General features: G+C 64.7%; 21 protein-coding genes. 10 read left to right on the top strand and 11 right to left on the bottom strand.

The window, feature by feature from the left end; all coding sequences use genetic code 11:
• Window positions 1-11: 11 nt before the first annotated feature.
• The 3 genes from C1A13_RS08860 to C1A13_RS08850 all read left to right on the top strand — a co-directional run bounded on the left by C1A13_RS08860 (window position 12) and on the right by C1A13_RS08850 (window position 3579).
• Window positions 12-1256, top strand: a complete 1245-nt coding sequence (locus C1A13_RS08860) for a homoserine dehydrogenase (protein WP_101551162.1) — start codon at window positions 12-14, stop codon at window positions 1254-1256.
• Window positions 1256-2149, top strand: a complete 894-nt coding sequence (gene thrB / locus C1A13_RS08855) for a homoserine kinase (RefSeq protein WP_101553233.1) — start codon at window positions 1256-1258, stop codon at window positions 2147-2149. Before C1A13_RS08860 ends, thrB begins: the two co-directional genes overlap by 1 nt.
• Before the next feature lie 224 nt (window positions 2150-2373).
• The gene (locus tag C1A13_RS08850) at window positions 2374-3579 is read left to right on the top strand and encodes an aspartate kinase (protein ID WP_101551161.1); all 1206 of its coding nucleotides are present in this window, start codon (window positions 2374-2376) and stop codon (window positions 3577-3579) included.
• Between the two features lie 212 nt (window positions 3580-3791).
• Here C1A13_RS08850 and C1A13_RS08845 read toward each other — a convergent pair whose 3' ends face one another.
• Both C1A13_RS08845 and C1A13_RS15015 read right to left on the bottom strand, forming a co-directional pair.
• On the bottom strand, window positions 3792-5150 hold the full coding sequence (locus C1A13_RS08845) for a hypothetical protein (RefSeq protein WP_101551159.1): 1359 nt from the start codon (window positions 5148-5150) through the stop codon (window positions 3792-3794).
• Window positions 5151-5570: 420 nt separating this feature from the next.
• Window positions 5571-6395 carry a hypothetical protein gene (locus C1A13_RS15015; RefSeq protein WP_207654187.1) on the bottom strand — a complete coding sequence of 275 codons (825 nt, stop codon included), beginning with the start codon at window positions 6393-6395 and terminating at the stop codon, window positions 5571-5573.
• A 240-nt stretch (window positions 6396-6635) separates the two neighbouring features.
• On the opposite strand from C1A13_RS15015, the gene C1A13_RS08835 reads away from it, so the two are divergent.
• Together C1A13_RS08835 and C1A13_RS08830 are read left to right on the top strand one after the other, a co-directional pair.
• Window positions 6636-7640, top strand: a complete 1005-nt coding sequence (locus C1A13_RS08835; RefSeq protein WP_101551157.1) for a sugar-transfer associated ATP-grasp domain-containing protein — start codon at window positions 6636-6638, stop codon at window positions 7638-7640.
• A gap of 24 nt (window positions 7641-7664) precedes the next feature.
• The gene (locus tag C1A13_RS08830; protein ID WP_146021709.1) at window positions 7665-7922 is read left to right on the top strand and encodes a hypothetical protein; all 258 of its coding nucleotides are present in this window, start codon (window positions 7665-7667) and stop codon (window positions 7920-7922) included.
• Window positions 7923-7991: 69 nt separating this feature from the next.
• Here the strand turns inward: C1A13_RS08830 and C1A13_RS08825 are convergent, their stop codons facing one another.
• The 7 genes from C1A13_RS08825 to C1A13_RS08795 all read right to left on the bottom strand — a co-directional run bounded on the left by C1A13_RS08825 (window position 7992) and on the right by C1A13_RS08795 (window position 15630).
• Window positions 7992-8786, bottom strand: coding sequence for an ABC transporter ATP-binding protein (locus C1A13_RS08825; RefSeq protein ID WP_101551153.1), 795 nt, complete (start codon window positions 8784-8786; stop codon window positions 7992-7994).
• Window positions 8773-9669: an ABC transporter permease gene (locus tag C1A13_RS08820; protein ID WP_101551150.1), complete on the bottom strand. Its 897-nt coding sequence runs from the start codon at window positions 9667-9669 to the stop codon at window positions 8773-8775. Before C1A13_RS08820 ends, C1A13_RS08825 begins: the two co-directional genes overlap by 14 nt.
• 179 nt (window positions 9670-9848) lie before the next feature.
• Window positions 9849-10889 carry an ABC transporter substrate-binding protein gene (locus tag C1A13_RS08815; protein WP_101551148.1) on the bottom strand — a complete coding sequence of 347 codons (1041 nt, stop codon included), beginning with the start codon at window positions 10887-10889 and terminating at the stop codon, window positions 9849-9851.
• Window positions 10890-11341: 452 nt separating this feature from the next.
• Entirely contained in the window at window positions 11342-12448 is a 1107-nt protein-coding gene (gene aroC / locus C1A13_RS08810) for a chorismate synthase (RefSeq protein ID WP_101551146.1), read from the bottom strand.
• Window positions 12432-13694, bottom strand: coding sequence for a 3-phosphoshikimate 1-carboxyvinyltransferase (gene aroA / locus C1A13_RS08805; protein ID WP_101551144.1), 1263 nt, complete (start codon window positions 13692-13694; stop codon window positions 12432-12434). Before aroA ends, aroC begins: the two co-directional genes overlap by 17 nt.
• A complete protein-coding gene (aroB, locus tag C1A13_RS08800; RefSeq protein WP_101551142.1) occupies window positions 13691-14773 on the bottom strand; it encodes a 3-dehydroquinate synthase in 1083 nt (360 codons plus the stop codon). Before aroB ends, aroA begins: the two co-directional genes overlap by 4 nt.
• A complete protein-coding gene (locus C1A13_RS08795) occupies window positions 14770-15630 on the bottom strand; it encodes a prephenate dehydrogenase (RefSeq protein ID WP_101551140.1) in 861 nt (286 codons plus the stop codon). Before C1A13_RS08795 ends, aroB begins: the two co-directional genes overlap by 4 nt.
• 188 nt (window positions 15631-15818) lie before the next feature.
• Here C1A13_RS08795 and trxB point away from each other — a divergent pair, with 188 nt between their 5' ends.
• On the top strand, window positions 15819-16745 hold the full coding sequence (trxB, locus tag C1A13_RS08790) for a thioredoxin-disulfide reductase (protein WP_101551138.1): 927 nt from the start codon (window positions 15819-15821) through the stop codon (window positions 16743-16745).
• Window positions 16746-16847: 102 nt separating this feature from the next.
• On the top strand, window positions 16848-17594 hold the full coding sequence (locus C1A13_RS08785) for a polysaccharide deacetylase family protein (protein ID WP_101551136.1): 747 nt from the start codon (window positions 16848-16850) through the stop codon (window positions 17592-17594).
• Window positions 17595-17655: 61 nt separating this feature from the next.
• Here the strand turns inward: C1A13_RS08785 and C1A13_RS08780 are convergent, their stop codons facing one another.
• Both C1A13_RS08780 and C1A13_RS08775 read right to left on the bottom strand, forming a co-directional pair.
• A complete protein-coding gene (locus tag C1A13_RS08780) occupies window positions 17656-18288 on the bottom strand; it encodes a DUF4867 family protein (protein ID WP_101551134.1) in 633 nt (210 codons plus the stop codon).
• 12 nt (window positions 18289-18300) lie between these two features.
• A complete protein-coding gene (locus tag C1A13_RS08775; protein WP_101551132.1) occupies window positions 18301-19326 on the bottom strand; it encodes a LacI family DNA-binding transcriptional regulator in 1026 nt (341 codons plus the stop codon).
• A gap of 305 nt (window positions 19327-19631) precedes the next feature.
• On the opposite strand from C1A13_RS08775, the gene C1A13_RS08770 reads away from it, so the two are divergent.
• Genes C1A13_RS08770 through C1A13_RS08760 form a run of 3 tightly spaced genes read left to right on the top strand, consistent with a single transcriptional unit; the run spans window position 19632 to window position 23028 of the window.
• Window positions 19632-20891 (top strand): L-rhamnose isomerase, encoded by a 1260-nt coding sequence (locus C1A13_RS08770; RefSeq protein WP_101551130.1) that lies wholly within the window; start codon window positions 19632-19634, stop codon window positions 20889-20891.
• 24 nt (window positions 20892-20915) lie between these two features.
• A complete protein-coding gene (locus tag C1A13_RS08765; protein WP_101551128.1) occupies window positions 20916-21851 on the top strand; it encodes a nucleoside hydrolase in 936 nt (311 codons plus the stop codon).
• A 28-nt stretch (window positions 21852-21879) separates the two neighbouring features.
• A complete protein-coding gene (locus C1A13_RS08760) occupies window positions 21880-23028 on the top strand; it encodes a BMP family lipoprotein (RefSeq protein ID WP_101551126.1) in 1149 nt (382 codons plus the stop codon).
• Window positions 23029-23053: the final 25 nt, after the last annotated feature.

Below are 23053 nucleotides of genomic sequence, written 5' to 3'. Positions count from 1 at the left end.
GGTACCATGTCATGATCAATATCGCGGTTCTGGGCTGCGGCACCGTCGGTTCCGGCGTTGTCGACGTGTTTTTCAAAAATAAGGAGAGTCTTGAAAGGAAGGCGGGACAGGAGCTCGATCTCAAGTACATCCTCGATGTGCGCGATTTCCCCGACAGCCTCTATGCCGACCGGTTCGTCAAGGATTTCAACGTCATCCTGAACGACGACAGCATTTCGATCGTCGTCGAGGTGATCGGCGGGCTCGAGCCCGCCCACGAATATACCCGTGCCTGCCTCGAGCGGGGCAAGAGCGTGGTCACCTCCAACAAGGAGCTGGTCGCGCAGTACGGCGCGGAGCTGTTGGACATCGCCCACAGCCGCCATGTCAACTACCTCTTTGAGGCGAGCGTCGGCGGCGGCATCCCGATCATCCGCCCGCTGCACATGTGCCTGGCGGCCAACCGCATCGAGGAGATCGCCGGCATCCTCAACGGCACCACCAACTTCATCCTGACCAAGATGTTCCGCGAGGGCGTCACCTTTGACAGCGCGCTCGCGCTCGCCCAGAAGCTCGGCTATGCCGAGCGCAACCCCGCCGACGATGTCGAGGGCAAGGACGCCTGCCGCAAAATCTGCATCCTCGCCTCGCTGGCGTTCGGTTCCCACGTCTATCCGCGGGACGTCTACGCCGAGGGGATCACGCGGATCACCCAGGAGGACGTGGCCTACGCGGCCGGGTGCGGCAGCGTCATCAAGCTGATCGGCCGCGCCAAACGGGGGGTGAATGGCGCGCCCATCACCGCCATGGTGACGCCCGCGTTCGTCAGCCACGACAGCCAGCTCGGCAACGTGGACGACGTCTTCAACGGCATCCTCGTGCGCGGCGACGCGACGGGCGACGTGGTCTTCTACGGCAAGGGCGCGGGCAAATACCCGACCGCCTCGGCGGTGGTCGGGGACGTGATCGAGTGCGCCAAGGCCACCGATACCAGCCCCTCGCTGCGCTGGGAGAAATCGAACGGCGGCAACGTCGCCCCGCGTGAGGACAACGTCACCGCGATGTATCTGCGCTGCCGCTCCTTCGAGAGCAATTCGCTCGAGGACGCGGTGGAGCTCTTCGGCAAGGTCAAGGCGCTCTCCCGCGACGGCAAGCCCTCCAACGAGGCCGCTTTCATCACCCCCGCCGCGACCGAGCGGGAGATCGACGCCGCCTGCAAAAAGCTCGAGGAGAAGGGCGTGACGATCCTCAGCAAGATCCGGGTGCTCGACTATTGATGCTGAAGTTGCGGATTCCGGCCACCAGCGCCAACATCGGGCCGGGCTTTGACTCGATCGGGCTGGCGGTCGGCCTCTATAACTATGTCACGCTGGAGGAGTACGACGGGCTTGCCATCGAATCGCTCGACGGCAAGGAGATTCCCACCGACGAGACGAACCTCGTCTATACGACCGCCAAACGGCTCTACGAGCTGTGCGGCGTGCCCTTCCGGGGGCTCAAAATCGGCCAGATCAACAATATCCCGCTGACGCGCGGGCTGGGCTCCAGTTCCGCCTGCGTGATCGCCGGGCTCAAGGGCGCGAACCGCCTGATGGGGAACCCCGTCTCGGACGACGAGCTGCTGAACCTCGCCGCCGGGATCGAGGGGCATCCCGACAACTCCACCCCCGCGCTGACCGGCGGGCTTGTCACCGCTGTCTTCGACGGAAAAAAGGTGTGGTACGTCAAGCAGGAGATCAAAAACGACCTGCGCTTTGTCGCGATCATCCCCGATTTTGAGCTGTCGACCGCGAAGGCGCGCGGCGTCCTGCCCGACACGGTGCCCCGCCGGGACGGGGTCTTCAATCTCTCCCGCGCCGCGCTCATGTCCGTCTCCCTCTACAGCGGAAACTACCACAACCTGCGCGTCGCGGCGGACGACCGCCTGCACCAGCCCTACCGCATGGGGCTCGTGAAGGGCGGCGGGGAAGTGATGGACGCCTGCTTTCAACTCGGTGCCTACGCGGCCTACCTGAGCGGCGCGGGGCCCACCATCATGGCGATTGTCGACGCGAATCTGCGCGATTTCGGCGACTGCATCGCCCGGCGGCTCCCGGAATTGGGACTGGACGGCTGGCAGGTGCATACACTGTCTATAGATAATGCCGGAACCGTTATCGAACGGGTGTAATCGCTTTTGGACACGGGCGGCGCCCGTCCCGAAGCGGGGCGGCCGGCCTGATTTGGGTCCCGGGGGGGACTTTTGTGGGCGTTGCGCTTCTTTCGGCTTTCAGCACGGGCAGCGCCTGCTGTTGAGGCAGGGCGGCCGGCCTGACGTAAAGTTTTGAAGGGGTCCCGGGGGAACTTTTTCAAAAGTTCCCCCGGGCGTACTACATAGATCTGGAGGAAAACCATATGAACCTGGTTGTACAGAAGTTCGGCGGGTCGTCCGTGAAGGATTCCGAACGCATCTTCAACGTGGCGCAGATCATCTCCGACACCTACCGCGCGGGAAACAACGTGGTGGCGGTGGTGTCCGCGCAGGGCGACACGACCGACGACCTCATTGCCAAGGCGCAGGAGATCAATCCGATGGCATCCAAGCGGGAGATGGACGTTCTGCTCTCCACGGGCGAGCAGATTTCCATGTCGCTGCTGGCGATGGCCATCGAGCGGATGGGGCTGCCGGTCATCTCGCTGACGGGGTGGCAGGCCGGTTTCCTGAGCGATTCCACCCACGGCGCGGCGCGCATCCGCCGCATCAACAAGGAGCGGCTCGACAACGAGCTTGCCAAACGCAACATCGTGATCGTGGCGGGATTCCAGGGGATCAACCGCTATGACGATATCACCACCCTCGGGCGCGGCGGTTCGGATACGAGCGCGGTCGCGCTGGCGGCGGCGCTGCACGCGGACCTCTGCCAGATCTACACCGACGTCGACGGCGTGTACACCGCCGACCCGCGGCTTGTTCCCGGCGCGCATAAGCTCGACGAGATCACCTACGACGAGATGCTCGAGCTCGCGACGCTCGGCGCGGGGGTGCTCCACAACCGCTCGGTGGAGATGGCGAAAAAATACAATGTCAACCTGGAGGTGCTCTCCAGCTACACCAAGAACCCCGGCACCAAGATTAAGGAGGCTGTCAAAGTGGAAAAGATGCTCATCAGAGGGGTGGCGCGCGATAACGACGTGGCCCGCATTTCGATCATCGGGGTGCCCGACCAGCCCGGAATCGCGTTCAAAATCTTCTCCCAGCTTGCCGCGAAAAAGGTTAACGTCGACATCATCCTCCAGTCGATCGGCCGTGACGATACCAAGGACATCAGCTTTACCGTCAACCGCTCCAACAAGCAGCTCGCGCTCGAACTGATGGAGGACATCAACGAGCGCTGCGGCGGCAAGGGCATCATCTGCGACGACAACATCTCCAAAGTCTCGATCGTGGGCGCGGGGATGCAGTCCAATCCCGGCGTCGCTTCCAAGATGTTCGAGGCGCTCTCGGAAGCGAACGTCAACATCCAGATGATCTCCACGAGCGAGATCAAGATTTCGGTGCTCGTGGCGCTCGCCGACGGCGAACGCGCCGTCAGCGCCATCCACGACGCCTTCGACCTCTGAGAGAGATACAAACGCCGCCGGGAAACCGGCGGCGTTTTCGCGCGGGGCGGGCGGCGGAGAATCGCGCCCCGCCGGAGGCGGGACGTGATTGCGCCGGTCCGAAGGACCGCCGCCCGCGCGAAGCGCGGCTCCGCCGCTCCGTCCCCGGATTCGCGCCGCGCCCCATCAAAAAAGCCGCCCCGCAGGGGCGGCTTTTTCCGTTGCCTTGTAATTTACGCGGCGGCTTCCGAAGAGGAGGACGCCTCCTCTTCGGCGGGGCCGAGATCGGCGGGGAAGGACTCGACCTCGAGGGTTTTCTCGGTGTCGCCGTTCACGGCGGCGGTGGCCAGGATCTGTCCGACCAGCAGGCGGAAGTTGTTGGAGGAGACGGTCGCGCCCGCGACGGTGTCCATCTCGACCGGGTCGCCGCCGGCGGCGTCCAGGTTGGAGCGCAGCTCCTTGGTATATGCCTCGGGGCCGGTGCCGGTCTTTTCCTCCATCTGCGCGGCCATTTCCGCGTCCTGCGATTTGAGTTTGTTCTCATCCTCCTTGGAGACCGCGTCGAACTCCTTGACCGAGACCTTGTCGCTGCGGATCTGGACGACGACGTAGTCCTTCCAGCCGTGCTCGTCAAACTCCTTCATCTGCGCCTTGTAGGTGCCGTCGACATAGCGCGGGGCGGTGACTTGGGTGCCGCCGCCTGAAATCATGCTGGCCAGCAGCGGCTTCATCAGTTTCTGGAAGGATTTCGCGGCCGCCGCGCCGCCCGTCGGGACGGAGAGGCTGTCGAGGTTTTCGTTCGAGTCGGTGAACGCCTTGGCGATCGCCGGGTAGTAGACGGAAGGGGAGTCGGTCGCGCCCTCCTTGTTGAGGTCGGGATCGTCGGTGATGAGGACGGAGGGGTCCGATTCCTTCTGGGCGTTAAAATCGATGTCTGTGATCAGGCCGTCCTTGACGGTGAGGCGGACGTAATCCTTCCAGCCGCTCGCGCTGAAGGAGGGCATGACCGCCTCATAGCTGCCGTCCTCATATTTGCCGAGCTCGACGGGGGTATGGTCGCCCGCTTTGGCGAATTTGAGCGCGGTGCGCATCATGCGCATGAACCGGTAGGTGTGTTCCTCCGCGCCCTCGACCGGCTCCATCCGTTCGAGATCGCCCTCCACCGCTTCATATTCGGCGACGATGTCCTTCATCTGGGCGTTGGCCTTGGCCTCGTACTCCGATTCCCCGGCGGGGGCGGCTTCGGAGGACGCGTCGGAGGAGGCCGGTTCCGACGGCGCGGCCGGTTCCGCGGGAGCGGAGGCCGCGTCTCCGGAGGTTTCCTCCGACGGGGCGGGCAGCGAAACGTCCTCCTTGCAGCCCGCCTCGACGATCGTGATCTCGTCGTTTTTGATCGAGATGGTCAGGTAGTCGAGCGTGCGGTCGAGCGCGGGGACGGCGTAGGAGACGGCGTATTCCCCGTCCTGGTAGTCGTAGGTCGGCGTCACGGGCTCGGGCGGAGCGGGCTCCGGCTCGGGTTCGTTCCGTTTGCAGGCGGAGAGCGCGCCGATCAGCAGCGCCGTAACAAGGAGCAGGGAAACGACTTTTTTCATCAGTAAGCCTCCGATATTTGACGGTTTTCCCGCGCGAAATTTGGTTCACAATAAAAAATAGCCGCCCGATCAAGGATGATATGGAACTATACAGTCTTGCCGGGGCGGCTATTTTTTGCGCATGTACCCGCGAAGCGGGTACATGCGCATTTCATGGCCGCGGCCCGAGGACGGGCCGCATGGCCAATTTTTTTATTGCTTTGCAATAAAAAAATTATACCATTTTGGCATCTGCAAGTCAATGACGCGCACCGGCCGGAAGGCCCGGCCAAAATCAGGAAACCCGTCTGCCAGACGCTGGCACGCGGTATAATCGGCGCGCGGACAGAAATGCTAATACCGGCTGTATCCGTATAAAAACCGAAGCGGCCGCCAAAAACGGCGGCCGCTCCGCGCGCCTGCCGGGCGCTCTGGGATGGATTATTCCGCGGCGGGCTCGGACGCGATGGGATTTTCAGGGGAGCCGAGCGGCGCCTCGACGAGCGCGTCTCCGCCGTCCGCCGGGGCTTCCGCCGCGGGCGCGGGCAGCTCGCCCGCCTCGGGCTCGGTGTAGGGGGAGATCTCCCACGCGGCGCTCTGAGGCGGCAGGCTGCGGGTCGAAGCGGGGCTGTGGATCACATGCAGCTTGTCGCCCGCCTTGAGGGAGGCAAAGTCGAGGTAAAACTGGGTGCTTTCGTCAACGTGGAAGACATACTGCATCCCGTCTTCCGTCAGCGGGTCGAGCAGCAGGGAACAGCCCTCTTCCTTTTCAGGGTCGGTGGTGATTTCGACGAGCGTGCCGTTGTAGACGACGAGGTCCTCCGAGATCAGGTCGTTGACCGCGATGGCGTCCACCGCGCCCGTCTCGTCCGGCTCCCCGCCGTAATAGACCTCGAGGAACGCGCCGTTGCCCAGCTGAGCGCTGTCAAAGCTGTAATTGGTGTCCTCCGTAAGGGTCACCTTCAGCTCCCGCGGCAGGTCGGAGCCGGTGGCGCGGCGCATCAGCAGGACGGTCTGTCCCGCGTCATCCACCGCGAAGTCCTCGACGGTGCCGAGGAAGCGGGAGGCGTCCGCCACGGAGAGGCGCTCCTGCCCGGGCATGGCGGCGGGTTCCGCTTCATTTTCCTCCGGCTTCGAGGACTCCTCCGCGGGTTCGGAAGCGGACGGCGCCGGCTCGCTCGGCTCGGCGGGCGCTTCTGGCGCGCCGCAGGCCGCGAGGGAGACGGCGGTGGTGAGGGCGAGTAAAAGCGTCAATAATTTTTTCATAGTTACCTCATTCATTCGTAATTTGTTGGCGGGAATCGCCTGCAAACAAACAGTGCGCGGCGACTTTCATTTTACTGCAAGGAAAACCGCCTGTTGAAAAATGACGGTTTTTGTGGTATCATTAGCACACTTTCTAATTGGCGCGGCCTGGCGCGCCGTGAGCGAACTCCGTGCCCGCCGCCGGCGGGCGGGGCCGCTGCCCCAGTATGCAGCCCGGCAAGGGAAGGGACGTGTGAGGCCATGCCGAATCTCAAATATGTGGCAAAGCGCATCGCGGGAATGAATTTCGGCGCGATGCTGGACACCGCGCGCACCGTAAAGGAACGTACGGGCAGGGGCGTGCTGCCCACCCTCGTGGATATGGCCGCCTGCGGCTTCAAGTACCAGGCGGGCTATATGGACTACCTCGTGTTCGAATTCTATCACCTCACCGCCGACCAGCGGAAGACCTACATCACGCGCGGCAAAAACAACGAATATGTGCGCCTTTTAAACCCCCGCGAGCACTGGCACCTGCTCGAGGACAAGGTTGAGTTCCTCAAGCGGTTCGACGGCTTCCACGGGCGTGACTGGATCGACCTGCGGGAGGTCGACCGCGCCGGGTTCGAGCAGTTCTGCGAGGAGCATCCCCGCGTCGTCGCAAAGCCGCTTGACGGCACCTGCGGGCGCGGCATCGAATTCATCGAGACGGGCACGCGGATCGTCGGGCTCTACGATATGCTCCGGGAGGGCAAGCAGTACCTCGTCGAGGAGTTCATCGTCCAGCACCCGGACATCAGCCGCATCTATCCGCTGTCGGTCAACACCCTGCGCCTCGTGACGATCAGCCGCGGCGGGAAGGTGCGCCTCGTCTTCTCGAGCATGCGCATCGGCAACGGCAAGCGGGTCGACAACCTTAACAGCGGCGGCATGGCGGTGCTGGTGGACGAAGAGACGGGTAAAATCTGCACCCCCGGCGCCGACAAGGACGGCAAGGCGTATTTCCAGCACCCGATGACGGGCGTCGACCTGATCGGCTGCGAAATCCCGATGTACCGCGAGGCGGTCGACCTGGTCAAGAAGGCGGCGCTGCACATCCCCGAGCTCGGCTATATCGGCTGGGACGTGGCAATTACGGAGGAGCGCCCCGTCATGATCGAGGCGAACCACTTCCCTGGGCACGACATCTACCAGTTTCAGGTGCACCTCGGCCCCGACCGCCTGGGGCTTGTCCCGCGCTTCGACGCGGCGATCGGGGAGCTCTGACCGCACACCGGAAAGGAGAATCCGATGAGTTTCTTCACGTTGTTGTTCCCGATGCTCCTAGCCGTCGGCCTCTATGCGCTCGTTCTGTGGATCATGTACCTCATCATCAAAACCGCGGTCAAAAACGGCATCCGGGACGCGCGGATGGACCCCGCCTCGGGGGACTGGCTCTACCGTGTCCTGCGCGGCGCTGTCCGTGACGCGCTCGAGGAACACGCGCGCCGGCAGCCGCCCGCCGCCCCGCAGAGCTCCGGCACGCCCGGGGACCCGCCCGCCGGCTGACCTACATAAAAAACAACCGCCTACCGGGCGGTTGTTTTTTATTCTGATCATTTGTCCGGGCGGATGCGGTCAGGAGAGCAGGAGGCGGTCGTTGTCCCCCTCTTTTTCGCTGTGGGCCCGGAAGAGCGCGAGCAGCCCGTCGACCGTCATGCCGGCGCGCTCCTCCCCCTTGAGGTCGAGGACGATGCGTCCCTCGTCCATCATGATCGTGCGGTTGCCCATCTCGAGCGACTGCTGCATGTTGTGGGTGATCATCATCGTCGTGATGTGGTCCCGCTCGACGATTTTTCGGGTGAGCTCGGAGACCTTCTCGGCGGTGCCCGGGTCGAGCGCCGCCGTGTGCTCGTCAAGCAGCAGCAGCTTGGGCGGCACGATCGTCGCCATCATGAGCGTCACCGCCTGCCGCTGGCCGCCCGAGAGCAGGCCCATCTTGGTTTTGAGCCGGTCCTCCAGCCCGAGCCCCAGCTCGGAGAGCTTTTCACGGAAGAATTCCTCGTCCTTCTTGTTGAGGCCGAGGCTCACCCCCTTCTTGATGCCGCGCAGGTAGGCCATCGCGAGGTTTTCCTCGATCGTCATGTTGGGCGCGGTGCCCGCCAGCGGGTCCTGGAAGAGACGTCCGATCTGCCGCGCGCGCTTGTAGTCCCGCAGGAAGGTGATGTTTTTGCCGTCGAGCAGGATGTTGCCCGCGTCGATGAGGAAGTTCCCGGCGACCGCGTTGAAGAGGGTGGACTTGCCCGCGCCGTTGCCGCCGATGATGGTGACAAAGTCGCCCGGCGCAAGCGTGAGGTCGACGTCCACAAGGGCGCGGCGCTCGTTGGGGGTGCCGGGGAAGAAGGATTTGCTGACCTTTCTAAGCTCCAACATCCTTGGCCGCCTCCTTCATCAGTTTATGGAGCCGGTAGCGGTCCGTCACCACCGGATAGGAGATCGCCAGCGTGACGATGACCGCCGAGATCAGCTTGAGGTCGGAGGCGGCCATGCCGCGCGCCATGACGAACGCGTAGATGATGCGGTAGATGATCGCGCCGAGCACGACCGCGAGGATGTTGCGGGGGACGCTGGGCTTGCCGAAGATCGCCTCGCCGATGATGAGGGAGGCAAGCCCGATGACGACCATGCCGACGCCGGTATTCATGTCGGCGGAGTTCTGGTACTGGGCGATCAGCCCGCCCGAAAGCCCGACGAGGGCGTTGGCGAGGCCGAGGCCGAGGAACTTCATCCGGTCGGTGTTGATCGAAGAGGAACGCACCATCGTCTCGTTGTCGCCGGTGGCGCGGATGCACAGCCCCGTCGAGGTGCGGAAGAAGAGGACGAGGAAGAGGCAGACGAGCAGGGTGACGCAGAGCGCGACGAGCAGCTTGCCGAGGGGGAGGCCGGAGACGGGGGAGAAGACGGTGTCCACCCGAAGCAGGGAGACCATCGAACGCCCGCCCATCACCCGCAGGTTGATGGAATAGAGCCCGGTCATCGCGAGGATGCCCGCGAGGATCGGCTGGATTTTCAGCTTGGTCTGCAAAAAGGCGCTCACCATGCCGGCGCACCAGCCCGCCGCGACGGCGAACAGGATGCCGAGATAGGGGTGGGCGGCGTCGGTGAATACGGCGGAGACGGCCGCGCCGAGGGTAAAGCTGCCGTCGACCGTCAGATCGGGGATATCGAGGACGCGGTAGGAGACGAAGAGGCCGAGCGCGACAAGCGCGTAGATGAGCCCCAGCTCCACGGCGCCCTGTAGGGCGAACAGGGTCATAAGGATCCTCCATTCCGCCGCTTCGCGTCGGCAAAAATCATTGGGAGCCGCGACACCTTATCACGCGAAGCAGGGGAATGATAAGATGGCTGCCGCGCGTGGGGCGGAGGGGTCGCCCTGGGCGAGCAAAACCGTGCGGGGCTTTCGCCCCGCACGATCACAGATTCCGCGGACAGTGCTTATTCGACCACCTGCGCGGTGGCAAGAAGGTCGTCGGGGATGGTCACGCCGATCGCCTCGGCGGTGGTGGTGTTGACGACGGTCGCAAAGTTGGTGAGCGTCTCGACGGGGATCTCCGAGACGGGCGTGCCCTCGAGCACTTTAACGGCCATGGCGGCGGTCTGGTTGCCGAGCTGGACGTAGTTGACGCCGATCGTCGCGAGCCCGCCGTCGATGACCATCGAGTCGGCGCCGACGTAGACGGGGATCTTGGCGGCCTTGGCGACCTCGGCCAGCGCGGGCATCGCGGTGGCGACAGTGTTATCGATGGGGGAGTAGAGCGCCTGGCATTTGCCGGCGAGCGCCTGCGCCGCCTGCTGGACCTCGCCCGAGTTGGTGACGTTCGCCTCGACGTATTTGAGGTTATTCGCGTCGCAGTAGGCCTTGGCCTCCTCGATGACCGACACCGAGTTGACCTCGCCGAGGTTATAGAGCATGCCGACCGTCTCGATGCCGGGGGTGAGCTGCTGCATCAGCGCGAACACCTGGTCGACCGGGATCGCGTCGGAGGTTCCGGTGATGATGCCGTCGGGCTTGTCGGGGTCGGCCACCAGCTTGGCGGCGACCGGGTCGGTGACGGCGGAGAAGACGAGCGGGATCTCCGGCGCGTTGGAGGCCGCGGCCTGCGCCGACGGGGTTGCGATCGCGACGATCAGGTCCTTCTGGTCGCCCGCGAACTTCTGGCAGATCGTGTTGAGGTTGGAGGTGTCGCCCGAGGCGTTCTGGTAGTCGTAGTCGACCTTGTCGTCCCCGTAGCCGAGCCGCGCCATCTCATCCAAAAAGGAGGTGCGGATCTGGTCGAGGGAGGGGTGCTCCATGACCTGCACGATGCCGATCTGGAGCTTTTTGCCGCTTTCTGGCGCGGCGTCTCCGGCGGGGGCCGCCTCGGAGGGGGCGGCGTTATCGGAGGGCGCGGCGGATTCCGACGGGGCGGAGCTGCAGCCCGCGAGGAGCGAAAGGGAAAGGGCGAGGGTGAGCAGCATTGCAAACAGCTTTTTCATGATGATTTCTCCTTACACATAAAATTTGGTGAAAAATTTTATGTTGGGGTGGGACCCTGCCGGGGGTTTGACCGTTTTGCCGCTTTCCGGAAAGCAACAAAAAACACCCGTCCTCTTGCAAGGACAGGTGTCAAACCTGCGGTACCACCTTGATTGATGCGCCGTGAAACACATCCACTCAATCAGAGCGCCAACACGCCCTTTGCCGGTTAACGCTGGCCTGCGTCGCGGGATACTCGGCTCTCGCCTTTCATCGCGCCCTCGGGAGTCCATTTGTCCGCCCCGCGTTCCGGCCGGGCTCTCAGCCTGCCCCGGCTCTCTGTGCGTGCGCCTGCGGTTTTATCTCTCCGTCTCTGGTTTATGACAAATATTAAAGCACAATCCGCCCGGGTTGTCAAGCCCCGGCGAAAAATCCGGTCAACAAATCCTATGCGTCGGCGGGGGAAAAGGTGTCATTTCCGGTTCTGGAGGCCCTCGTAGCCCCTGGCTCCGAGCAGCGCGTCGGCCAGCGCGAGCGACACGGCCGCCTCGACGACCGGCACCGCGCGCACCACGACGCAGGGGTCGTGCCGGCCCTTGACGACCAGCTCCCGCTCGGCGTTTTCTCGGAAATCGACCGTCCGTTGGGGCTTGGCGATCGACGCGGTGGGCTTGAAGGCGGCGCGCAGCAGGATGGGCATGCCCGACGAGATGCCGCCGAGGATGCCGCCCGCGTGGTTCGTTTCGGTGACGACCCTCCCGTCCGCGAGGCGGAAGGGGTCGTTGTGTTCGCTGCCGCGCAGCTCCGCGGCGGCGAAGCCGTCGCCAAATTCGAGCCCCTTGACCGCCGGAATGCCGAAGACGATCGAAGCGATGCGGTTTTCGAGCCCGTCGAACATCGGCGAGCCGACCCCGGCGGGGAAGCCTATCACGCCGCATTCCACCACGCCGCCCACCGAATCGGTGGACATGCGCGCGGCTTCGATCTCCTCCCGCATCCGTTCGCCCGCCGCCGCGTCGAGGGTGGGGAACGCGGACGCGCCGGGGCGCAAAAGCGTCTCCCGGTCGAGGGCGACGGGGTCGAAGGGCAGGTCCGCGACGCCCGCGCAGCGCGCGATGTGCGCGCCCACGAAGACGCCCTCCCGCGCGAGCAGCTGCTTTGCGATGCCGCCCGCGAAGACGAGGGGCGCTGTCAGCCTGCCGGAAAAATGCCCGCCGCCGCGCACGTCGCCCCAGCCCGCGTAGCGCAGGAAACCGGTGTAGTCCGCGTGGCCCGGCCGCGCGGCGGAGGCGAGCTCGCCGTAGTCGGACGAGTGGGTGTCGTTGTTGCGGATGAGGGCGGCCAGCGGCGTGCCGGTCGTAACGTCGCCGCGGACGCCCGAGAGCAGCTCGGGCCGGTCGGTCTCCCGGCGGGGGGTGGAGGCCTTGTCCCGGCCGGGCGCGCGCCGCGCCATAAAGGCGGCCAGCTCCTCCCGGTCGATGGGAAGCCCCGCCGGCAGCCCGTCGATCACGACGCCGATGCCCGGACCGTGGCTCTCCCCGAAGATGGAAATTTTCAGATCGTTACCCCATGTCGACATTGCAGCGGCCTCCCAGCTTATTGAGTTCGTCAAAGAAATCCGGATAGGATTTGTTGATTGCATGTGCGTCGGTGACGCACACTTTTTCCCCGCACCCCAGCGCCGCGACCGCAGCCGCCATGACGATGCGGTGGTCGTTCGCACCCTGCGCATCCCCGCCGCGCAGCCCGCCGCCGTGGACGACGAGCCGGTCGGGGTATTCCTCCGCCGAGCCGCCGAGCGCGCGCAGGAGCGCCGCGGTCGACGCGAGCCGGTCGCTCTCCTTGATGCGCAGGCGGGCGGCGTTATAGATCTCCGTGTCCCCTTCGGCGAACGCCGCTGTCACGGCGAGCACCGGCACGAGGTCGGGAATCTGCCCCGCGTCGATCCGCTGGGCGCGCAGAGGCGCGGCCTCGCAGCAGACGGCGTGCGCGTCCCGCGTGATGTCGGCGCCGAACCGCTCGAGGATTTCGTAGACGGTGCGGTCCCCCTGCGCGGAGTCGTTGGAAAGCCCGGTAATCCGCACCGTCCCGCCGATCGCGGCGGCGCAGAGCCAGAAGGCGGCGTTGGACCAGTCCCCCTCGACCGTGCGGTCAAAGGCGCGGAAGCGCTGGTTTCCCGGCACCCGCCAGCCGTTTTCCGTGGGCGTAACCGCGACGCCCGACTCCTGAAGGGTGCGCAGGGTCATTTCGACATATCCCGCCGACTGGAGCGGGGAGGTGAGGACGATTTCACTCTCCCCGTCGAGCAGCGGCAGCGCGAAGAGCAGCCCCGTCACGAACTGGGAGCTCACGTTGCCCGGCAGCTCGTACCGCCCGGGGGAGAGCCGACCGCCGATCGTAAAGGGCATGGCCCCGGCGGAAAAGGAGACGCCGTGCGCCTTCATCTGATCCGCGAGCGCGCCGAGCGGCCGCTCGGGCAGCCGCCCGTGTCCCACGAAGGTGGCGTGCAGGCCGTAAGCCGCCGCGACGGGCAGCAGGAACCGCAGGGTCGAGCCGCTCTCCGCGCAGTCGAGCGTGACCTCCGCGCCCGCGGCGCAGCGGCCGCCTTCGACGAAGGCGGCGTCGCCCTCACGGGCGATTTGTGCGCCCATGGCGCACAAGCACTGCGCCGTGGCCGCCATGTCCGCCGAGCCTGCCAGCGGGGAGACGCGGCTTTTCCCGTCTGCCAGGGCGGCGCAGATGAGCGCGCGGTGGGCCGCAGATTTGGAGGGGGGCGCGGCCAGCGTCCCCGAAAGCGCCGCGGGGTGGATGACGGCGCGGCTCATCTTCCCGCACCGCCCTTCATGAAGTCGAGCAGCGCCGCGGCGTCGACCGGGTGCAGGGCCGCTTTCCCCAGCCGCTCGAGGGTGACGAGGGTGAGGCGGTCGCCTGCCCGCTTTTTGTCCCCCATCGCGTGGGCGCAGAGGATTTCGAGCGGGTAGTCCGTCCGGGTGGGCAGGCCGTGCAGCGCGCAGCAGCGGGCGATCCGGTCCGCCGTGCCGGCGGGGGTGAGCTCCGCGCGCTCGCAGGCGCGCGCCATCAGCGCCATGCCGATGGCGACCCCCTGCCCGTGGGTGACGGAGAAGGCCGACTCCTTTTCGATCGCGTGGCCGAAGGTATGGCCGAAGTTGAGAATCTGCCGCAGGCCCCGGTCCCGCTCGTCCTCCTCGACCACCTGCCGCTTGAGGTCGACGCAGCGGGCGATGATCTCCCGGATGCGGTCCCCGGGCGCGCCCGCTTCGAGCAGGGAGAAGAGGGATTCGTCGAGGATCGCGCCGTATTTGATCACCTCCGCCATCCCGTCGGCGAAGGTCTCGGCGGGCAGGAAGGAGAGCATGTCGGTGTCGCAGGCGACAAAGGAGGGCTGCCAGAAGGCGCCGACGAGGTTTTTGCCCTCGGGGATGTCGACGCCCGTCTTGCCGCCGACCGAGGAGTCGACCATCGCGAGCAGGGTGGTCGGGACCTGCACGAAGGAGACGCCGCGCAGCCAGGTCGCGGCCGCGAAGCCCGCGAGGTCGCCAACCACGCCGCCGCCGACCGCAAGGATGAGGTCGGTGCGGGTGATGCTGTTCGCCGAGAGGAAGCCGTAGACCTCCCGGACGGTGTCGAGGGTCTTGGATACCTCGCCGTTCGGGAAGACGAATTTGCAGACGGGGTATCCGGCCGCCTCCAGCGCGGCCTGCAAATCGGGGACGGGACGGCGCGCGCCGTCCGCGAGCGCGTTTACGCGGTCGTCGGTGATGAGCGCGAGGCGGGGGCGGCGTTCCCCGCAGATGCCCGTCAGGAGCGCGGGAAGCTCCCCGAGCAGCCCGCCGCCGATCCGGATGTCATACGGCCGGCCGGCGGCCACATGGATTGTTTTCATCGGTCCAGTTCCTCCTTGATGCGGCGGCCGTCGTCGAGCAGCCGGAAGAGTGTTTCGGCGTCGTTTTCCGCGATCGCCTTGCGGTATTCCGCAAGGTGCGCCGTGATCGTGTCGATCTCCTCCACGAGGTCGTCGGCGTTCTCCAGAAAGAGCTCGGTCCACATCTGAGGGTTGAGCTTCGCCACCCGTGTGAGATCCTTGTAGCTGCCCGCCGAGAAGCCCTCGTGCTCCCGGGCGCGGGGGCTTTTGATGTAGGCGCTCGAGACGACGTGCGCGAGCTGGGAGGTGAAGGCGATCATGCTGTCGTGCGCGGCGGGGGTGGTGGTCGTGATGCTGCCGAAGCCGAGGTCCGCGAAGAGCCCCTCGAGCAGTTCGAGCGCGGGGGCGGGGGCGTGTTCGCCGGGGGTGAGGATCATGCTCGCGCCCTTATAGAGGTCGGCGTCCGAGCCGGAAAAGCCCCAGCATTCCCGCCCGGCCATCGGATGCCCGCCGATGAAGCAGAGCCCGTTTTCCGCGCAGAAATCGGTGAGGTTTTCCACGGGGAACCGCTTGACGCCGCACAGGTCGACCAGGAGGGCGCCGGGCCGGAACTGGCGGATGTTCTCCCTCACGAAGGCGACCGTCTGCTGCGGGTAGAGGGCGAAAAAGACCAGGTCGCACATCGACAGGTCGTTTTCCGCGACGGCCTCGTCGATCGCGCCGTCCGCGAGCGCCTCCGAAAGGGTCCCCTCGTCGATGTCGCAGCCGTAGACGAGGTGCCCGGTGTATTTTTTGAGCGCCTTTGCCATCGAACCGCCGATGAGCCCCAGCCCAACGACGCCGACGCAGAGGGTCCGCTCGCGTTTCAGCCCGAACATGGAATTCCCTCCTCATGGATAGAAGCCTGATGATGTGTCATATTATAACAGAGGACGGCCCAAAATGATAGTGCCGATTTGTTCGATAAAATGTGACAAGATCACAGAGAAACTGTTGCATATTGCGGGGATTTGCAGTAGACTGTAACTAAGAAAAAGACCATTTTTGTATACTATTGGAGGCTGCTATGAACGACTATGACGTAATTATCATCGGCGCGGGCCCGGCGGGACTGACCGCCGCGATCTATGTGCAGCGCGCGGGCTACCGCAGCGTGGTGCTCGAGGAGTATGTGGCGGGGGGCCAGATGGCCAACACCCCCGAGGTGGAAAACTACCCCGCCGTCGGCAAGATCAGCGGGGTCGAACTGGGGATGAACCTCTATAACCAGGTGCTCGAGCAGGGCGCGCAGGTCGAATTCGACGGCGTGGCCTCGGCCGACCTGACCGGCAAGGTCAAGTCGGTGGTTACCCAGTCGGGCCGGAAGATTACGGCGGGCGCGGTCATCATCGCAAACGGCGCCAAGCGCCGCAAGCTGGGCGTCCCCGGCGAGGAGGAATACTCCGGGCGGGGCGTCTCCTACTGCGCCACCTGCGACGGCGGCTTCTATAAGGGAAAGACCACCGTGGTGATCGGTGGCGGCAACACCGCCGTGGAGGACGCGCTCTACCTCGCGAACATCTGCGAGGAGGTGCACCTCATCCACCGGCGGGACGCCTTCCGCGCGGGCAAGGTGCTCGTCGACTCTCTCCTGAGCAGGGAGAACATCGTCATTCACTACGACACCGTGCCGGTCGAGGTGCTGCCCGACGAGGGCGGCAAGGTCGTCGGCGCGCTGAAGGTCAAAAACGTCAAGACGGGCGCGGAGACGGAGATTCCGGCGCAGGGCGTCTTTGTCGCGGTCGGGCTCGTGCCCGACAACAAGGTCTTCGAGGGACAGGTCGACCTCGACCCGGCGGGCTACATCGCGGCGGGGGAGGACACCCGCACCAATCTGCCGGGCGTCTTCGCGGCGGGGGATACCCGCACCAAGGCGCTGCGCCAGATCATCACCGCCGCCGGGGACGGCGCGGTGGCGGCCTCCGAGGCGGGAAGCTACCTCATGCAGGGCTGAGGCAATCGTATAATAAAAAGGGGGCGCGGCCGCGGGCCGCGACCCCCTTTTTTTGAATGAACCCGGCGCGCCGCACATAAACATACCATGAGGTGATGTAACATGTACGGCGTGTTTACCAGGAAGACGCTTTTCGCGCTGCTGGTCATCCTGATCGTGGTGCTGATATTGATGGGAGTGGCGGGGAATGTGATGGGGGTGTCCGCCGCGCCGCGCGAGCTGCCGATCTATTCGGTGGAGACCCCCGAGAAGGTCCTCTCCCTCGGAATCAACTGCGCGTGGGACGACAGCGACATCGACGAAATTTTGAAGCTGCTCGACGAGCGCGGCGTAAAGGCGACCTTCTTCGTTGTCGGCACCTGGGCCGACCACTACCCGGACGCGGTCAGGCGGATCGCGGCGGCGGGGCACGAGGTGGGCAGCCACTCCAACACCCACCCCGACATGACGAAGCTGGGGCGGGAGGAGATCGCGCAGCAGCTGGACGCGTCGGGAAGCAAGCTCGAGGCGCTCACCGGGCAGAGGCCGGTCCTCTTCCGCGCGCCGTCTGGGGCCTACAACAACCTTGTCGTTTCGACCGCGCGCGCCCTCGGCTGGGAGGTGATCCAATGGTCGAACGACAGCCTCGACTGGAAGGGGCTGTCGGTGGAGGAGATCACCGCGCGGGTGGCGGGCGCCGCCGGGCCGGGGGACATCATGCTCTTCCACGCGGGCAAGCCCAACACGGCCGAGGCGCTCCGCCGGGTCATCGACACGCTCGCCGCGCAGGGCTACCGCTTTGCGCCGGTGGGGGAGCTCGTCTACGGGCCGCCCTATACGATCGACCACACGGGCAGGCAACACAAATAGGATATAAAAAACGGGGGCCGCACCAGAAGGTGCGGCCCCCGTTTTTTACATGGGGAAATCATCAGGCGATGAGCGGAGCGATGTCGACGATCTCGCCGGAAAGTCCGATATGGGCGCCCTGCTTTGCCTCGGGGGAATCGGGATGCGCGAGCACCCATTTGTTGACCGCCGCGAGCGAGGGGTCTCCGCCCGCCGCCAGGGGGAAGTTCGTGAACCGCAGGAGCGCGATGAGCGCCCGGAACCCCTCCCCGGCGCGCGCGGAACAGGGGGCGTAGTGGAGCGTCGTGCCGTAGAGCTCGACCGCCGTGCCGGCCGGGACGGAAAACGCCTCGAACCGGGCGGTGTCGCAGACGCCGCCCGAAATGCCGCCGCGCGGCCCGACGACCAGCACGAGGTCGTCCGCCGCGACGAGCAGCTCGCTGCACTGGTGGTATTCACAGCAGGCGAGCCGGGTGTTCACGCCGTTGCAGTAGCCGAACTGGGCGGGCAGGCCGCCGAAGAAGCCCGCCTGCACCTCCCCGAAGACGGGCAGGCGCTCGAGCCGCGGGTCGGAGGCGACGTAGACCGTGCCGTCGGACGGCCTGGGGGTGTGTTCGCGCAGTACCTGAAGCAGGCCGTCGAACCGGTAGCCGGCGACGACCCTGCCGTAAGGCCCGAAGGCGTCGGAGCCGACGGGCCGTATGGATTGGATCATGGCAGTATAACCTCATTCATCAGTCGTATTTTTTCGATAGGGCCCGGTGCTCTCCCGCACGATCAGCTGTGCGCCGATCTGGATTTTGGCGACGGGGGAGTCGGGGTAATCGATCCGGTCGCAGAGCAGCCGCACCGCCCACATGCCGATGTCCTTGCAGGAGACCTTCATGGTGGTGAGCGGCGGGTCCGCGATGGCGGAGAAGGGAATATCATCAAACCCGATGACGGAGACGTCGCCGGGAACACGGATGCCGGATTCCTTGAACGCTTTGACCGCGCCGATGGCGATGCTGTCGTTGGTGGCCACCAGCGCCGAGGGGAAGGAAACGCCCTGCCGCAGCATGTTGAGGGTGTCCTCATAGGAGCCCGAAAGGGTGGGGTGCATCGGGTAGACAAGCGCCGGGTCGTAGGGGATGCCGAGGCTGCGAAGCGCCGCCTCGTAAGCCGCGCGGCGCGCGCGGCAGTTGCTGCTGGGCATTTTATTATAGAGGTAGCCGATGCGCGGATGCCCGAGTCCGGCGAGGTGCCGCACGGCGGCGAAGGTGGACTCGGTGTTGTTCATATCCACGCAGTTGAAGCTGTGGAAATCCATATAGTTGTCCACCACGACGATGGGCACGGGGATGTCGTGCAGGTAGGCATAGTCCGCCTCCTCCATCTCGGTTGCGAGCAGGATGATGCCGCAGAGCGGCTGGTTGCGCACAAGGTCGAAGACCTCGCTGATGTTGTTCTCGCCGAACACGGTCATCACGAGGTTGTAGCCGAGCAGGCGGGTCTCCTTTTCGACCGCGTCGATGATCGCGGAGACGAAGCCCGCGTTGCCGTTGACGAGGTGGGAGTGGCGGCTGTACTTCAAAAACCGGATGCTCTTCTGCTGCACCTCCGGCTTGTGGTAGTTGATGTTGTACCCGTTTTCACAGAGGAGGGTGGCGACGTGCTCCCGCGTCCTGGGACTGACGCCCCCCTTGTCGTTGAGGACAAGCGAGACGGTGGACGGGGATACCTTTGCCGCTTTGGCGATCTCCTTCAGATTCACAAGGACACCTCTCCTCTGTTCAAAACTTTTGTGGATTCTATTTATACTATATCAGATTCGTTCAAAAAAACAAGTGATTTTATTAAATTATTTAAAGTTTAGCTGAGAGGTGGAAATTTCATACAGATAAATCGTGGTAATCCCCGGTTTTTTGCATAATATTTTGTGTAAAAAGGAGAATGTATTGACATTCGCTTGATATTTAGTAAATTATGCGATATTTTTTAATAAAACACGGATGCAAAAACCGCTGCGTGGGCAGCACTCCGGACGGGGGAATCCCGCCGGGAACCAGGAGGGTCACAATGGACGAAGCAACCATAGTAAAAGGCTACCAATATGCAAAAGATATCTACGGCCGGGCGGGCGTCGACGTCGACCGCGCGATCGAGCTGGCCGACCGGATCCCCGTGTCGATGCACAGCTGGCAGGGGGACGACCTGATCGGCTTCGACGGCATCGGCGAGCTGACCGGCGGCATCGCGGCGACGGGCAACTATCCCGGGCGCGCCGCCACGCCGGACGAGCTGCGCGCGGACATCGACGAGGCGCTGCGCCTCATCCCCGGGAAGGTGAAGCTCAGCCTGCATGCCTGCCACGCCGAGCTCGGCGGCAAAAAGCTCGACCGCGACGCCTACACGGCGGAGCAGTTCGAGGGCTGGCTTTCGTGGGGAGAGGAGCGCGGGCTCGGCTTCGACTTCAACCCCACCTTCTTCTCCCACCCGAGGATGGACGGCAACCTCTCGCTGACGAGCGGCAACCCGGGCGTCCGGGAATTCTGGATCGAGCACGGCAGGCGCTGCCGGGAGATCGGCGAGGAATTCGGCCGCAGGCTCGGGCAGACCTGCGTGGTCAACTACTGGATGCCGGACGGCTACAAGGATCTCCCGGCCGACACCAAGCTGCTGCGGGAGCGGATGGTCTCCGCGCTCGACGAGATCTTTGAGCGCCCGCTCGACGTGCGGTATGTGCGGGAGTCGGTCGAGAGCAAGCTGTTCGGCATGGGGGTGGAGAGCTACACCGCCGCCAGCCATGAGTTTTCCCTCGGCTACGCGATCACGCGCGGCAAGGTCTACTGCCTCGACGCGGGCCACTTCCATCCCACCGAGTATATCAGCGACAAGATCAGCGCGGTGCTCCAGTTCCTGGACAGCGTCCTGCTCCACCTGAGCAGGGGGGTGCGCTGGGACAGCGACCACGTCGTACTGTGGGACGACGAGCTCCAGCGGATCATGAACGCGGTCATCCACAACGGCTACGAGGACCGCGTCTTCATCGGGCAGGACTATTTCGACGCGTCGATCAACCGGATCGCCTGCTGGGCGATCGCGATGCGCAACACCCGCAAGGCGCTTCTAAAGGCGGCGCTCGACCCGATCGGCGCGATCAAGCGCGCCGAGCTGGAGGGGGACTTCACCAGCCGCTTGGCGCTGTGGGAGGAGACCAAGTCGATGCCCTTCTCCGCGGTGTGGGACTATTACTGCATGACGAAGGAAAAACCGGTCGGCGCGCAGTGGCTCGACGAGGTCAAGCGCTACGAGCGGGAGGTGCTCGGCAGGCGCTGAGCGGCAGAACAAAGGAGGAACACTATGAGAAGGCTTCTAATCGACACCGATACCGGCTCGGACGACGTCTGGGCGCTCATCGCCGCGCTGCGCGCGGTGGACGAGGTCAAGGTGGAGGCGATCACCGTCGTCTGCGGCAACGTGCCGCTCGACCTGTGCGTCAAGAACGCGCTGATCGCCGTCGACGTGGCGGGCACCTACGCGCCGCCCGTCTACCGGGGCATGGCCCGGCCGCTGGTGCGGCCCAAGCTCTTCACCGCCGACTACGTGCACGGCAAGGACGGGCTGAGCGACCTCAACCTGCCCTACCCGCCGCTTTCGGAGGCGAAGGGCCACGCGATGGACGCGATCATCGACACGGTGATGCAGAATCCCGGCGAGATCGAGATCGTCACCCTCGGCCCGCTGACCAACCTGGCGATGGCGTACCTCAAGGAGCCGCGCATCGCCGAAAACGTCAAAAAGGTCTACATCATGGGCGCGACGGGCATGGACCAGGGCAACGCGACCCCCGCCGCCGAATTCAACGTCTATGTCGACGCCGAGGCGGCCAAGATCGTGCTCGATTCGGGCATGGACGCGACCTGGGTGACGTGGGACGTCTGCCGGGGCGACACGGCGATCACTCCCGGCGACATCGCATACCTGCGCGGCCTGCACAGCCGCGTCGCGGATTTCTGTGTCGACTGCACCGCCGGCCTGCGCGCCTATGAAAAGAAGAAATACGGCGACGAAAGCTACGGCGTGATCGACAGCGTCATCATGATGGCGGTCGTCTATCCCGAGGTCATGGGCCCGGTCTATGACGCCTACTGCGACATCGAGACGAAGGCGGAGATGACCTACGGGTACTTCTCGATCGACAAGCAGCGCCAGCTCCACCGGGAGAGCAACGCCAAAATCTGTCAGCAGGTAAACAGCAAGCTCTATAAGGAACGCCTGTTCAAGCTGTTTGCTTAAATAACAACCGTTTCAGGGAGGAAAAAAGATGAAAAAGATTCTTGCAACAGTCCTGGCAATCTGTATCGGCATGTCCATGCTGGCCGGCTGCGGCTCCCAGCAGGGAAGCGAAACCCCCTCGGCCCCCGCCGATTCCGCGGCGCAGTCCGAGGCGCCCGCGGAGCAGCCCGCCGATAAGCCCGCGCTCAAGGTCGGCATGGTCTGCAACGCCAAGACGATCGACGACAAGTCCTTCAACCAGGCGACCTGGGCGGGCATCACCCGCGCGGCCGAGGATTTCGGCATCGAGACCAAGTACCTCATCGCGGCCGACCAGTCCGCCGCGGGCTTCCTGCAGGAGATCGCGAACCTCTACGACGCGGGCTTCCGCATGATCATCACCCCGGGCTACACCTTCTCCAAGGCGATCTTTGACGCCCAGAAGATCTATCCCGACTGCAAATTCGTCATCCTCGACAGCGCCCCGCAGGACGACGGCGCCGAGGCGCCCGAGATCGCCGCGAACACCGCTGCCATCGACTACGCCGCCCAGGAGTCCGGCTTTGTTGCGGGCTTCGCCTGCGCCCTCCAGCTCAAGGAAGGCGAGTTCGGCGCCCTCTTCGGCCAGGAGATTCCCCCGACGAAGCTCTTCAAGACCGGCTTCCAGCAGGGCGTCATCTACGCCAACGAGAACTTCGGCACAAACATCAAGATGAAGGAAGAAAACTTTGTCTGGTCCGGCTCCTTCAGCGACGCGGCCCTCGGCCAGCAGATCACCGCGCAGCTCTTCAACTCCGGCTGCAACCTCGTCTACTGCGCCTGCGGCACCACCGCGCTCGGCGGCTTCAATGAGGCCAAGGCCCGCGCCGAAAAGGGCGAGGAGGTCTGGGTCGTCGGCTGCGACGTCGACCAGTACGAGGACGGCCTGCTTGAGGACGGCCGCTCCGTCACGCTGACCTCCACCATGAAGAACCTCGCCAACTCCACCTACGACATGATCAAGGCGGAGCTGGACGGCGAATTTGTCGGCGGCCAGCAGATCATCTTTGACGCCAAGAACGGCGGCGTCGGCATCCCCGAGACCAACCCCAACCTCTCCGACGAGGTCCAGAAGGAGGCGGACGCCGTCCTCGAGAAGATCAAGACCGGCGAGATCGTCGTTTCGGCCGAGCCGACCGATGTCTCCGCGTACAACTAAAAGACCGGCACACCAAGACCACGGA

The sequence above is a fragment of the Anaerotruncus massiliensis (ex Togo et al. 2026) genome, assembly GCF_900199635.1.
Lineage (GTDB): Bacteria > Bacillota > Clostridia > Oscillospirales > Ruminococcaceae > Anaerotruncus > Anaerotruncus massiliensis.
This window is presented reverse-complemented; position numbering and strand designations above follow the sequence as displayed.